A 12,051-nucleotide genomic window follows, 5' to 3' on the forward strand; every position below is an offset into this window, starting at 1 on the left:
CCGGGGCGCTGGCGCCCCGGCGCGCCGCGTGCGGCGCGCCCTTGAGGAAGTAAACAGGAGTTCGGCCACGGTCCCGGCTGCGGCGTGGCTGACGGTACGTCAGGCTTCGCTGCGGGCACATCGGTTGGGCTCGGCGGCGACCTTATCGGGGGCCGGTGATCACTGCGGCGGCGCAGGCATGGCGACTGCCCCGACGCGCCACGGCGGTCGGGGCAGTCGTGTGTCTGCCGGCCGGTGGGCGCGGCCTGCTGGTCGTCGGGGACTTCCAGGGCAACCACTTCGAACGTGACGCTTACGCGCTCTTCCGGCGTGACGCGGATTTCGCCGGTCGGGTACAGCGTGGCTTCGACCCCGTACCCGGCAAGGATTTCGCGGCGGGCGGCGTTGTCGGTGCGCGCGTACCAGTCGTCGGCGACGGTTCGCCCGGTGGGCCTGTGCAACCATCCTGCGGGGCGGCTCGGCTGCTTGCGCAGGGCCGCGATCTCCTCACCCCTGCGGGCGTAGTCGGTGCGAAACCACTCGGCGTCGTCGGGGGCGTCGTCCAGTCCGGCGCTCCGGTCGTCGCGCGGTCGGGCGCGGTTCGCCTCCCACGTGGTGATCTTCGCGGCATGGCCCGTACCCGGGTCGAACACGGTTTCCATGACCTCATCGGCCCGTACTCGGCCAGGAACCGCGCGGTAACGATGGCATCCACCCTGGGGATCTGCGTCCACGGTGCGGGCTTGCAGTGCTGCGAAGCACGGATGCCGCGCACCCGCGCCGTGCATCGCCACGCCATATGTGGCCGCGGATCGTTGAACACGAGTCATCTCTTTGCCGTCGACCTGACGGCCCTCATAAAGTTGCAGGATGCCGACAGATCCATCCGTGCGTGCTGCTGACCGTGGTCAGCGCCGGGCGTCGTACCAACAGGCGCGTTCGCGCGAGACCAAGCACGCGTTGGTGCAGGCGGCGGTGGCGCTGTGGCGGGCCCACGGGTACGCGGGCACGACGGTCGCCGACATCTGCCGGGCCGCGGGGGTGTCGAAGGGGTTGTTCTACTTCCACTTCCCGCGCAAGGAGGACGTGCTGCTGGAGGTCGGCGTGCTGTCGACGCGCACCGCGCAGCGCGAGACGCAGGCGCTGCTGACCAAGCCGTACGAGGTCTTCGCGGTCGTCGACGCGGTGCTGGCCGGGCTGGAGCGCTCGATGCGGCGCAACCCGCCCGAGCTGATCATCGAGACGATCATGGAGGGCTACCGCTACGAGCACCGCGTCCTGGCCGGCGAGCAGGAGGCCGACCCGTCGCTGTCGCCCATCTTCACCGAGTTGTTCGCCCGCGCGCGGACCGACGGCAAACTGCCCGCGCACGTGGACACGGCGCATCTGGCCCAGGTCGTCCAGTCGCTGGTGAGCGAGGGCGCCCGGCACTGGGCGGCGGGCGTCTACGGCGACCGCCGCTTCGCGGACGTCGTCGGCACCGACATCCGCGCCCTGATCGCGGGGATCGCCGGGTCCGGCCCCGCGGCGTAGCGGACACGCCGCCGCGGTGCCGGCACCCCGGCCTACAGGGGCAGGGTCACCCACACCGTCTTGCCGCGGTGGTCGATGTCGGGGCGTACGGTCGCCGTCCCGTCGTGCTCGGCGACCAGTTCGGCGGCGACCGCCAGGCCGTGCCCGCCGTCCGCGTGCGTCTGGGGCGGGATGCTTGGGACGAACGGGTGCCTGTCGTGCACCGCGAACGCCAGGACGCCGTCCCCGTGCGCGTAGATGACGTCGATGTTCGGGGAGACGTGCGCGGCATGGCGGACGCTGTTGGCGACCAGCTCGGTGAGGATGAGCAGCGCGGGCCCGAGCACCCGGTGCGACGGGTTGACCCCCCACGCGGCCCAGGCCTGTTCGCCGGTGCGGCGCGCGAGGGTCACGGTGGCCGATACGGCGGGCACCGTCAGGACGTGCCGCCGGTGGGCGGTGGTGAGCACGCTCAGCACGCCGCACCGCACCGGCGCCGGGCGCCGCGGGTGGACCACGGCGTCACGATGCGGCGGCTTCCGCTTCGCGCAACTCGTCCAGCAGCTCCTTCTGGCCGGCGAGCATCTCGGTGAGGATGCGGCGCGCGGCGCGCATGAGGTCCGCGACGTCGCCGCCGGAGAGCTGGTAGACGACCGTCGCGCCGTCGCGGGTCGAGGTGACGATGCCGGAGCGGCGCAGCACCGCGAGCTGCTGGGACAGGCTGGACGGCTCGATCTCGATCGCGGCCAGCAGGTCGCGGACCGGCTTCGGGCCGTCCTGGAGCAGTTCCAGGACGCGGATGCGCACGGGGTGCCCGAGCATGCGGAAGAACTCCGCCTTGGCCTGGTAGAGCGGGACCGGCACGGGTTCAGCCCCTCTCCGCGCCGGGCGTCGGACGGTCGTCCGGGCCGGCCTGCGCGGCGTCGGGGCCGCGGTCGGGTTCCGGCAGCGGGACGCTTTCCACGCGGGCCACCGCGAGTGCCTCCTCCAGTTTGTCGACGGCGACGCGGAGCGCGTTCCCGTCGTGGGTGCGCGCGGCGTCGGCCAGGTCGTGCCGGGCCCGCCGCACGCGGTCGCGCACCTCGGCGGTGTGCGCGTCGGGGGCGCTCGTGCCCGGCGTGTGCTCGTCCGGTGTGTTGTCTCGGCTCATCATCCACCCGCCATCCCGGGACCCGCTTCGCGCACGCCCGCAACCGACCCTCCGCTCCCGCGCCGACGGCGCCGGGCCTCGGCACCGCGCCGCGGGCAGAAGACATGATGTTGCAACTTGAAGAGATTTTCAATTTGCCATCAACACTCTTCGTGTCAACAGTGTGCCGCACCCGGCGCGAGGGTGCGGAACGCGGCCTCGCGGCCCCCAAACCCGGCGCCGAGACGTGGCGGCGCCATGACGACGGCGTGGCGGTGGCATGACGGTGCCATGGCGGCGGTGTGGCGGCGATATGAGCGATCCGTGCCTTCCGGGCGAATCCCGGGCAACACGTCTATCCTTTTCCGCTCCCGACACGACGGCGCGGCGGGGATAGAAACCCGACGAACACGGACGGAACAATGCATCCATGGCGTCACGAGGCGCCGGGTTCGTGTGCTGTCGTCACTGTTGTGATGTGGACTCCGGAACGCCGGCAGCCACTTGCGCGCGGCGCCGCCTTCGCGGGGCGCACAAGGATGTCGATCGTGCGTGGCGGGTAGGGACCAGACGAAGTCGTTTGTCGGGCCCGCGCGTTCCGCTGGGAGACGCGCCACATCATCCGACGGCCGGTGAACCTACGGGCTCGTGGCAATCCGCGTTCGTGGCGGGACAGCGTTGTCACGCCACCGGGGAAGGGGAAGTCGCTTGCGCGTGGCACAAGTTGGTATCGAGGAAGAGTTCCATGTGATCGACCGCAAGACCCGCAGGCTGGTGCCGCAGGCCCCGGCGATCCTCGGCGACCTGTCCGGCGAGGGGTTCACGGCCGAGCTCCATCAGACCGTGCTGGAGTCCAACAGTCGGCCGCATCGCGAACTCCGGTCCCTGCAAGAGGACCTGGTCGCGCTGCGCGCGGAACTCGTCGCGGTGGCCGGCAAATGGGATCTGGGCGTCGCGGCCGTGGGCACGGTGCCGCTGGCGGACTTCGGGATCGCGGCCCTGACGCCCAACGAGCGGTACGAGCGCATCGGGCACACGTACGGGGCACTCACCCGCGAGCAGTTGATCTGCGGCATGCACGTGCACGTCGAGGCCGAGGACCGCGATCTGGCCGTCCGCGCCCTGCCGTGGATCGCGCCGTGGGTCCCGGTCCTGCTGGCCCTGTCCGCGAGTTCGCCGTACTGGCAGGGCGCGGACACGGGGTACGCGAGCTGGCGCACGCAGATGTGGCAGCGCTGGCCGGCCGCCGGGCCCGTGGGCGCGTTCGCGTCCGCCGACGAGTACGACGCCATGATCGCCGGCCTCGTCGACAGCGGCGTCCTCCTCGACGCCGGCATGCTCTACCAGGATCTCCGGCTGTCGTCGCACCTGCCCACGATCGAGCTGCGGGTGTGCGACTCGTGCCCGTCCCCGGAGACGCCGATCCTGGTCGCCGGGCTGTTCCGCGCGCTGGTCACGCACGCCCTGCGCAGCGCCGCCGAGGCGGGGGCCGCCCCTCCCCCGGTGTGGCCGGCCGAGTGGCAGCGCGCGGCCTCGTGGCGGGCCGCGCGGTCGGGCCTGGAAGGGCCGTTGCTGGACCCGATGCGCTTCGGCGCCGCTCCGGCGGCCGATGTGGTACGCGGGCTGGTCGCCCATGTGCGCCCGCATCTGGAGGAGTTCGGCGACTGGCCGCTGATCTCCGCCCTGGTCGAGCGCACCCTCGCGTCGGGCAGCGCGGCGGAGCACCAGCGCCGGGCGGCGCGCGGCTGGGCCTGGGAGCCGGCCCGCGCGGTCGACTGGGTGCTGGAGCGTACCGCCGCGGCGCCGGAATGGCCGTCCCTGCCGGTGCCGCGCCAGCGCAGGGCGGAGACGGCGACGCCGAGCGCGGGGAAGACCGTGGCGGAGGGAGGGCTTTCCGGGCCTTCCGGGCCTTCCGGGCCGTCAGAACCGGCCGGGCCGCCGACGCCTCCCGCGGCCCGGGTGGCACCGGCGGTACGCGAGGTACCGGGTGTGCCCGCGGCACCGGGTCCGGGGGTGTCGGGACTACCGCCCGTCCCCCGGGTGCCGCCCGTACCTCCCGTGCCAACGGAGCCGTCTCCGCTGTGAGTTCGTGCGGGTGAGCGCCCGACCGGGTAGCGGGGCAGCCGCGACGCGCACCGCCCATGCCCCGTACGCACGCACGGCGATTCGTCGACCTGCCATGCCGTGCGTGCGTACGGGGCATGCCGGTGTCGGGGACGGCCGATTCGGCCGTCCCCGACACCGGTGACATGTGCGGGCTACCCGGGTTCGCCGATGGAAACCGCGAACCGCCTTGTTGTGTCCTTTACTTCACGTCGTCCATGCTCTTGCCGACGTCCGCGAGCGTCATGGGCTTCGGGTAGTTGCCCGTGAGCTTGATCGCCGGCGCGTCGCAGCGGTAGGCGCCGGAGTCCGGCTTGAAGTCCGCCGCCTTCCAGCCCTCGGGGGACGCGACGACCACGTTGAAGCACTTGACCGGGGCGTCGGACTGCGACAGGTCGAGCGGCGCCTGCAAACCGCCGCCGGTCCACGCCGTCTCCTTCGCCGCCGTCTCGTACACGCACTTGCGGGTGAGGTTGTCCCCGCACGCCGCGGCCGACTTGGCGAACAGCAGCCAGGACGAGAACGCCCGGATCGAGCCGAGGCCGACCTTGGCGCCCGGCGCGTACTTGGCGAACAGGTCGATGACCTTCTGCGTCGCCGGGTTCTTCGAGGCGTCCTCCAGCAGGGACAAGCCGCTCAGGTCGGCCACGTTGTTCTGCGCCGCGAGGGCCTGGCCGCCCGTGAGCTGGATGAACTCGTCACCGTACGCGTTGCTGTTGGCGTCGATCCAGTCGAGCTTGTAGTCGATCGTCGTCAGCGCCTGCTCCAGCTTCGCGAGGCTTTTGTAGTCGCCGTAGAACAGCAGGCCCTTGACGCCCTTGCTCTTGATCGACTGCGCGTACGGCGTCCAGTCGGACACCCCCGCCGCCGGGTACAGGTCGTTGTAGTTGACGTTCCCGCCGGTGGCCTTGATGCCGTCCACGGCCATCTCGACGAGGACCTTGACCGACGGGGAGTCACCGCCGATGACACCGACGGCGTTCGCCGAGCCGGGGTAGGCCTCCTTGAGCAGCCAGTTGTAGTAGCCCGCGTACCTCACGTACGACGAGCCGCCGGCCAGCGTGGCCACCTGGAGGTCGGAACCGTCGCTCTCCAGCGACACGGGCTGGGAGGTGAAGTCCGGCAGCAGGCACGACAGCCGGTCCTTGACCCCCATGTTGTCCAGCGCGGCACCGCCGCCGACGAGCGCGAAGTCCTCGCGGCACGCCTCGCTCATCCGCTGCCGGACTTCCAGCATCTTCGTGTCGCGGGTGTTCGCGACGATCTTGCGTCCGTTGATGCCGCCGGCTTCGTTGCACCAGGAGGTGAACACCTTGGCGGCGTCGGGGTACTCCTGCTTCTTGGTGAAGCCGACGTCGGTGAACACGCCGACCTTGATCTCGTTCGCGGTCACGCCCTGCGCGGGCGCGCTCGTCGACTGGCCGGCCTGACACACGTTCTTCAGGTCACCGAAGTCCGCCGATACGGCGGCGGGTTGGGCGTTGGTCGGCGTCGAGTCGGAATCGGAGCTGTCGCCCCGGTCCCCGCATCCCACCGCGAGCAGAGCGGTCACCGACAGTACGGCGACGAGAGTCCTCTGCGGCCTCACGGGCTGCCTCCTCAAGGGGGCTGTGGCTGTCCCCAGAAACGGCTTACAGGTACACGTACTTGGTGGTTCACCGCGACGAGGGCCGAGCAACGTTCCCTCGGCCCTCGCGGCGTGTGGAGCGTGGTGCTGTTGGCGTCGTGGCCCTCCGACCGCGTGGCTGGTCGGACGGCCGATCGGGCAAGCGAACGAGCGCGGGCTCGGAACGTCCCGCGCGGAACCGCAAAGGCTTTCGGTGGGCGCCCGGTTCCGGGCCGGGAAGATCTCCCGGACGCGTTCCACCGCTTGAGGTCGCGACCCCCCGTCGCGACGATCTTCATTGTCCCTCTCGGGTACAGGAAAGTATCTTCTCGCCAGCCGAGAATCAATGTTTACTTTCCCGCCGTATCCGCTTCGTGTTGTGACCGCCCGCGGGTCAACCAATTGGCCGGTACACGCTTGCGCCGAGGCATTGACGGGGCCACCCGACATGCGCGACTCTTCATGCCCGAACCGCACGGTGACCTCCGCGACGGAAGGGCTCGTATGCACATGCCCCACGCGCACGACCAGCCCCGGCACGCCCGGCGGACCCTCGGCGCCGCCGCGCGCGGGAGCCGCGTCCCGCACTGAAATCGCCTGGCCGGACCGGCTTTTCCGACGAACGACACGGGACGACACCACGTCGCGGGCGCGTGCAGGGTCGCGCGACGGCAAAACCCCGCGCGCACCGTCACGCGGGGGCGTCGGGGTGTTCCGCCGTAAAAGCCGGCGCGCTCGAATGTCCGCGGAGGCAATTGCGTCGCGGCCGTGCCCAAATTCGGACCACACCGCATTCGCGGCGACTTCGCGCCCGGAAAAACGCGCCCGGGCCCGCCGCACCCTCCGGGCATCCCTTGGGGCTCTCGCGACTCCTGGGATCGTGGAAACGCCGTCCGATCACGCGGTGACCGCGACGACGGAACCCGGTGCCGGGGACGGCCGTTTCGACGGACCCGACTCCCGTGGTGCGCCCCGCGTCGGACGACGCCCGGGAGCGCTCACCCCGTCGGCGACGCGTTTCCCCCGGCGGCCGGGCCGAGACCGTGCCCCTCGTCCGCGACCGCGTCGGCCGCGTCGGGCTCCCTGCCGCCCTGGTCGAGACGGAACGGCGGGTAGGAGTCGCTCATCAGCGCCGCGTACGCGCCGACGCGCACCGTCCAGCGGTTCAGGCCCATCACGAAGTCGAAGACGCCCCTCGGGTAGCGCGCGGTGAACAGCAGCGCGATCGCGGCGATCAGCACGAGCAGCCCGGCGAGGCCGGGACCGCGCCAGAAGCCCGAGGAGAACGCGATGACCAGCACGTAGTGCGGCACGGCGAGCAGCCACCACTTGACCAGCACGAGCCCCCGGGACAGCCGCTCGGGGTAGGCGACGTCGAGCCGGGCCGGGTACCCGGGGTCGTCGCGGAGGCTGAACGGCGGATAGCGGTCGGTGCCCAGCGCGCTGTAGCCGTAGAACGAGACGCGCCACGTCCAGCGCATCACGCCCAGGTTGAAGTCGAAGAGCCCGCGCGGGTAGCGCGCGGTGAACAGGATCGCGAAGAACGCCACCACGCTGACCAGGACGAAGGCGATCCACAGGAACACCAGGATGATCAGGTGCGGGATCAGCAGCAGCCACTTGACCAGCCACAGCCATCGGGACAGTCCCGTGTCGAGCCGGCCCTCCACGGTGACGGGCCCGCCGGGGCGCGTGTGCGCCGCACTGGTGTTCATGACGGCCCCCTGCGGAGTCGACGCACCCCGAGCCGGTGTCCCCCGCACTCCACCTTGCCCGGCGCGGCCGTCCCCTGCCACCGCGGCGGACCGACGCGGTGTGCCGTGCCGGGCCGCCGGAGGCGAACGCGAGCGCGGCCGGGCACCCGGCGGCACACGGGGCCGTGGTCGGCGCCCCGGACGCGACGGGGAGCGCGGGCCGCGGTCGGGGCCGGCGGTTCGGCTACCCGGACATGCCGCGCAGCCGCGGTGCCACCTCGGCGAGCACGCGCGTGATCGTGTCGTCGCCGCGGCGGGTGGGCAGCAGCACGAGGTGGCGGGCGCCCGCGTCGACGTACGCGGCCAGGCGTTCCGCGACCCGGTCCACCGTGCCGGCCGCCGCGATGTGGCGGGCGAGTTCGGTGAAGTCCTGCTGATACGTCCCGCCGAGGAACGCGGCCGTCTCGCGCAGCGCCGTGTCCTCGTCGTCGTCGACGCAGACGGGAATGTACGCGAGCCAGCCGAAACCGCTCAGGTCGCGCCCCACCTCGTCGGCGAGGGCGCGGATCGTACCGACCGAATTCCGGTACCTGCGCGGCGAATACATGTACGGCATCCAGCCGTCGCCCAGCCGCGCCGCGCGGGCCATCGCGGCGTCGCCCCGGCCGGCCACGAGCACCGGCGGGCCGCCGGGCTGCGCGGGCGCCGGGTGGACCCGGACGTCGGAGACGGGGAAGACGGGCCCGTCGTGCGTCACCGGCTCGCCGGTCCAGAAGGCCCGCAGCAGGCCGACGGCTTCGTCGGTGCGGGCTCCCCGCCCCTTCGTCGGCACGTGGCACGCCGCGAACTCCTGCGGGTACTCGCCGCCGACCCCGATCCCGAGCGCGACGCGCCCGCCCGACGCGTTGTCCGTATCGGCGATCTGCTTGGCGACGAGCGCCGGCGGATACAGCGGCAGCGTGACGACCGCCGACCCGACGACGGCGCGCTCCGTGACGGCCGCGAGGCCCGCGAGCCACGCCATCGGCTCGGGGCTCGGGTTGCGGGAGGCGATGTGGCCGCCCACCCACAGCGAGTCCACGCCGGGCGTGCGGTCCAGGGCGGCGGCCTCCGCGAGGTCGCCGGGCGCGACGAAGCCGATGCCCACGCGGTCGCGGCAGATGAGGTCGCGGGCGGGAGCCGTCGACACGGGTGCGGAGCTCTCTTCTCGACTGGCGCGATCCTGATTCTCGTCCACGAGGACGACTGTAGGGGCGCACGGCTCTGGCGTGGTCCCCGGGTTCGACCGTCCCGCGAACAAACAGAAACCTGATTCTTGTTTTCTCGTACGCCTGGCCGATTCGCTCCCTTCTCCTCCCGCCCGGGTCGGCGCCGCGCGGGAACGGCCGCCGGCCCTGCACCTCTCTCCCCCTTCTCCCCACGGCGCGGATCTCCGCCCCCGCGCCACGGAGCGGCACCATCCGCCCGCCATTGACTCAACAGGAATCATGTTCTAATTTCGGCGCGTCCTGAGATCTTCGGTGGCACGACACGACGCTTAAGGGGGCAGGCGTGTTGCCCGACGGGTTCCGAGCGTTCGATGCGGACAACCACTACTACGAGGCGCTGGACGCCTTCACGCGGCACCTCGAACCGGCGTACCGCAAGCGGTGCATGCAGTGGGCGCAGGTCGACGGCAAGACACGGCTGCTGGTCGGCGGGAAGGTCAACCGGTTCATCCCCGACCCCACGTTCTCCCGGCTGGCCCGGCCGGGCGTGCTGGAGAAGTGGTTCCGCGGCACCGCGGAGGGCTCGCTGGTCGAGCAGTTCGGCGCGTTGGAGCCCACGCGCCCCGCGTACCGCGACCGTACGGCCCGGCTTGAGGCGATGGACGAACTCGGCCTGGACGGCGCGCTGTTCTTCCCGACCCTGGGCGTCGGCATGGAGCAGGCGCTGATCCACGACATCCCGGCCCTGTGCGCCGCGTTCCGCGCGTTCAACCGATGGCTGCGGGAGGACTGGGGCTTCGCCTACCGGGAGCGCATTTTCGCGGCGCCGTACCTGACCCTCGCCGACCCCGGGAACGCGGTCGCCGAACTGGATTGGGCGCTCGACCACGACGCCCGGCTCGTCGTCATGCAGTACGGCCCGATCCGGACCGCGCACGGCTGGACGTCGCCCGGCGACCCGGCCTTCGAGCCGTTCTGGGCACGCGCCGCCGAAGCCGGCATCACGATCGTCTTCCACGGCGGCGACAGCGCGTATACCGAACTGATCTCGTGGTGGGGCGAGCCCGAGGAGATGGAGGCGTTCCGGGCCACGCCGATGCGCGGGCTGCTGAGTGCGGAGCCGATCGCCGACACCATCGCCGCGCTGCTCTCGTACGGCGTCCTGGCCCGCCACCCCCGGCTCCGCATCGCCGCCATCGAGACCGGCGCCGACTGGATCCCGACGCTGTTCCAGCGGTTGAGGAAGTCGTACGGGCAGCAGCCGCACGCGTGGCCCGAGGACCCGCGCGAGACCCTGCGCCGCCAATTGTGGGTGTCGCCCTTCCACGAGAACGACCTCGCCCGCCTGCGGCAGGTGATCGGCGTCGACCGCATCATGATGGGCTCGGACTGGCCGCACACCGAAGGCATCGCCCAGCCCTTGAACTTCGCGAAGGACCTGGCGGCGGCCGGCTACACCGCCGAGGAGCGGATCCAGGTGATGCGCACCAACGCCGAGGCGCTGGTCACCCGCCTGCCCTGACCGCCCCCGGCCCGCCACGACGCCGCCCCCGCACGCCCCGGCCGCCGCGCCACACGCGGCCACGACAGGAGGACCGCCCGATGGCCTTCCCCACCGACATCCCGGTCGTCGACACGATGATCGGCTTCCCGCACGAGGGTTGGGACCAGTACGCGTTCATCCGCCGGCAGACGAAGGACCGCGAGTCGCGCGAATCCTTCGAGTTCCCGGTGGAGTACATGTTCAAGGGCGTCCCGAAGGACCTGCCGACCGACGATCCCGTGGGGTTCACGCTCCACGAGATGGACCGGTTCGGCATTCGGCAGGGCATGATCGGCGTCGGCGACGAGATCTCGCGCGAGGCGCTGCGCCGCCACCCCGACCGCTTCGTGCCGTCGTCCACCGTCGACCCCAACACCGGGATGGACGGCATCCGCCGACTGGTCGCCGAACACGAGGAGTTCGGGGTCCGTGCGGTCGGGTGCTTCCCGGCGGGGACCTTCCCGCAGGTGCCGATCAACGACAAGAAGATGTACCCGTTCTACGCCAAGTGCGTCGAACTGGGCATCCCCATCTTCGTCTGCGCGGGAGTCCCGGGCCCGCGCCTGAGGTTCGCCGCGCAGCATGTCGAGCTGATCGACGAAGTCATGTACGACTTCCCCGAGTTGGTCATGGTCACGCGGCACGGCTGCGAGCCGTGGGTCGACCTCGCCGTCAAGCTCATGCTCAAGTGGCCCAACCTGTACTACTCGACGTCGGCGTTCGCGCCGCGCTACTACCCGCAGGCGATCGTCGATTACGCCAACACCCGTGGCGCGCACAAGATCCTGTACGCCGGCTACTTCCCGATGGGTCTCACCCTCGACCGCATTTTCGGCGAACTCCCGTCCGTCGGCTTCAAGGACGAAGTGTGGCCGCGGTTCCTCGCCGGCAATGCCGCGCGCCTTCTCGGGCTCGACCCACCGGCCGTGCAATAACCCGGTGACAAGCGGTCCGCCGTTCCCCGAAAATCGGTGCGGAGCACGACGCGGGGCGATGACGCGGATTCCATCCACGGGCGCCTCCAACGGCTTCGACGCACCTCCCGGTGCGCGGGTCCCGGTTACTTCCTTCTCACAAGTCCGGGGCCGATTCCGATCTCGGGAGGGCGCGCGCGGGTGCCCGGTGCGCAGGCATCGGTTACTTCCACTCATAATGGCGAGGTTCCGGGTTCGAGTCCCGGTCGGCGGAGAAATCCGGCGGTAGCTCAACGGCAGAGCACGTATGTTCCGGAGCCGCTTGGTTCTCGGGCACCCCCGCGACGCCCCCCGTTCCTTTTC

At 71.4% G+C, this 12,051-nt stretch carries 11 protein-coding genes and 1 tRNA gene; 6 read left to right on the forward strand and 6 right to left on the reverse strand.

Annotated elements, in window-relative coordinates; translation table 11 throughout:
• The first annotated feature begins 155 nt into the window (after positions 1-155).
• Positions 156-881, forward strand: coding sequence for a hypothetical protein (locus LO772_RS05030; protein WP_231777141.1), 726 nt, complete (start codon positions 156-158; stop codon positions 879-881).
• The gene (locus LO772_RS05035; RefSeq protein WP_231777142.1) at positions 868-1,512 is read left to right on the forward strand and encodes a TetR/AcrR family transcriptional regulator; all 645 of its coding nucleotides are present in this window, start codon (positions 868-870) and stop codon (positions 1,510-1,512) included. The genes LO772_RS05030 and LO772_RS05035 overlap by 14 nt, the downstream gene beginning before the upstream one ends.
• Before the next feature lie 32 nt (positions 1,513-1,544).
• Here LO772_RS05035 and LO772_RS05040 read toward each other — a convergent pair whose 3' ends face one another.
• From LO772_RS05040 to LO772_RS05050, 3 genes are read right to left on the reverse strand one after another with little or no spacing between them, the layout of a single operon-like run.
• Positions 1,545-2,009, reverse strand: coding sequence for an ATP-binding protein (locus LO772_RS05040; protein ID WP_231777143.1), 465 nt, complete (start codon positions 2,007-2,009; stop codon positions 1,545-1,547).
• A 4-nt stretch (positions 2,010-2,013) separates the two neighbouring features.
• Positions 2,014-2,355: an ArsR/SmtB family transcription factor gene (locus tag LO772_RS05045; RefSeq protein ID WP_231777144.1), complete on the reverse strand. Its 342-nt coding sequence runs from the start codon at positions 2,353-2,355 to the stop codon at positions 2,014-2,016.
• 4 nt (positions 2,356-2,359) lie between these two features.
• Complete coding sequence (locus LO772_RS05050) at positions 2,360-2,644, reverse strand: hypothetical protein (protein ID WP_231777145.1); 285 nt, start codon at positions 2,642-2,644, stop codon at positions 2,360-2,362.
• A 690-nt stretch (positions 2,645-3,334) separates the two neighbouring features.
• Between LO772_RS05050 and LO772_RS05055 the strand changes: the two genes are divergently transcribed.
• Positions 3,335-4,705 (forward strand): carboxylate-amine ligase, encoded by a 1,371-nt coding sequence (locus LO772_RS05055; RefSeq protein ID WP_231777146.1) that lies wholly within the window; start codon positions 3,335-3,337, stop codon positions 4,703-4,705.
• 220 nt (positions 4,706-4,925) lie between these two features.
• On the opposite strand, the gene LO772_RS05060 is transcribed toward LO772_RS05055, so the two are convergent.
• The 3 genes from LO772_RS05060 to LO772_RS05070 form a co-directional block, all read right to left on the reverse strand.
• Complete coding sequence (locus tag LO772_RS05060; RefSeq protein WP_231777147.1) at positions 4,926-6,311, reverse strand: ABC transporter substrate-binding protein; 1,386 nt, start codon at positions 6,309-6,311, stop codon at positions 4,926-4,928.
• A 1,016-nt stretch (positions 6,312-7,327) separates the two neighbouring features.
• A complete protein-coding gene (locus tag LO772_RS05065; protein ID WP_231777148.1) occupies positions 7,328-8,044 on the reverse strand; it encodes a DUF4389 domain-containing protein in 717 nt (238 codons plus the stop codon).
• 223 nt (positions 8,045-8,267) lie between these two features.
• On the reverse strand, positions 8,268-9,260 hold the full coding sequence (locus LO772_RS05070; protein ID WP_231777149.1) for an LLM class flavin-dependent oxidoreductase: 993 nt from the start codon (positions 9,258-9,260) through the stop codon (positions 8,268-8,270).
• A gap of 314 nt (positions 9,261-9,574) precedes the next feature.
• Between LO772_RS05070 and LO772_RS05075 the strand changes: the two genes are divergently transcribed.
• From LO772_RS05075 to LO772_RS05085, 3 genes are all read left to right on the forward strand, one after another.
• Entirely contained in the window at positions 9,575-10,753 is a 1,179-nt protein-coding gene (locus LO772_RS05075; RefSeq protein ID WP_231777150.1) for an amidohydrolase family protein, read from the forward strand.
• A gap of 80 nt (positions 10,754-10,833) precedes the next feature.
• Positions 10,834-11,709, forward strand: coding sequence for an amidohydrolase family protein (locus LO772_RS05080; protein ID WP_231777151.1), 876 nt, complete (start codon positions 10,834-10,836; stop codon positions 11,707-11,709).
• Between the two features lie 172 nt (positions 11,710-11,881).
• Positions 11,882-11,962: transfer RNA gene (locus tag LO772_RS05085), tRNA-Ile, on the forward strand.
• Positions 11,963-12,051 lie beyond the last annotated feature (89 nt).

Source organism: Yinghuangia sp. ASG 101 (genome assembly GCF_021165735.1).
Taxonomy (GTDB): domain Bacteria; phylum Actinomycetota; class Actinomycetes; order Streptomycetales; family Streptomycetaceae; genus Yinghuangia.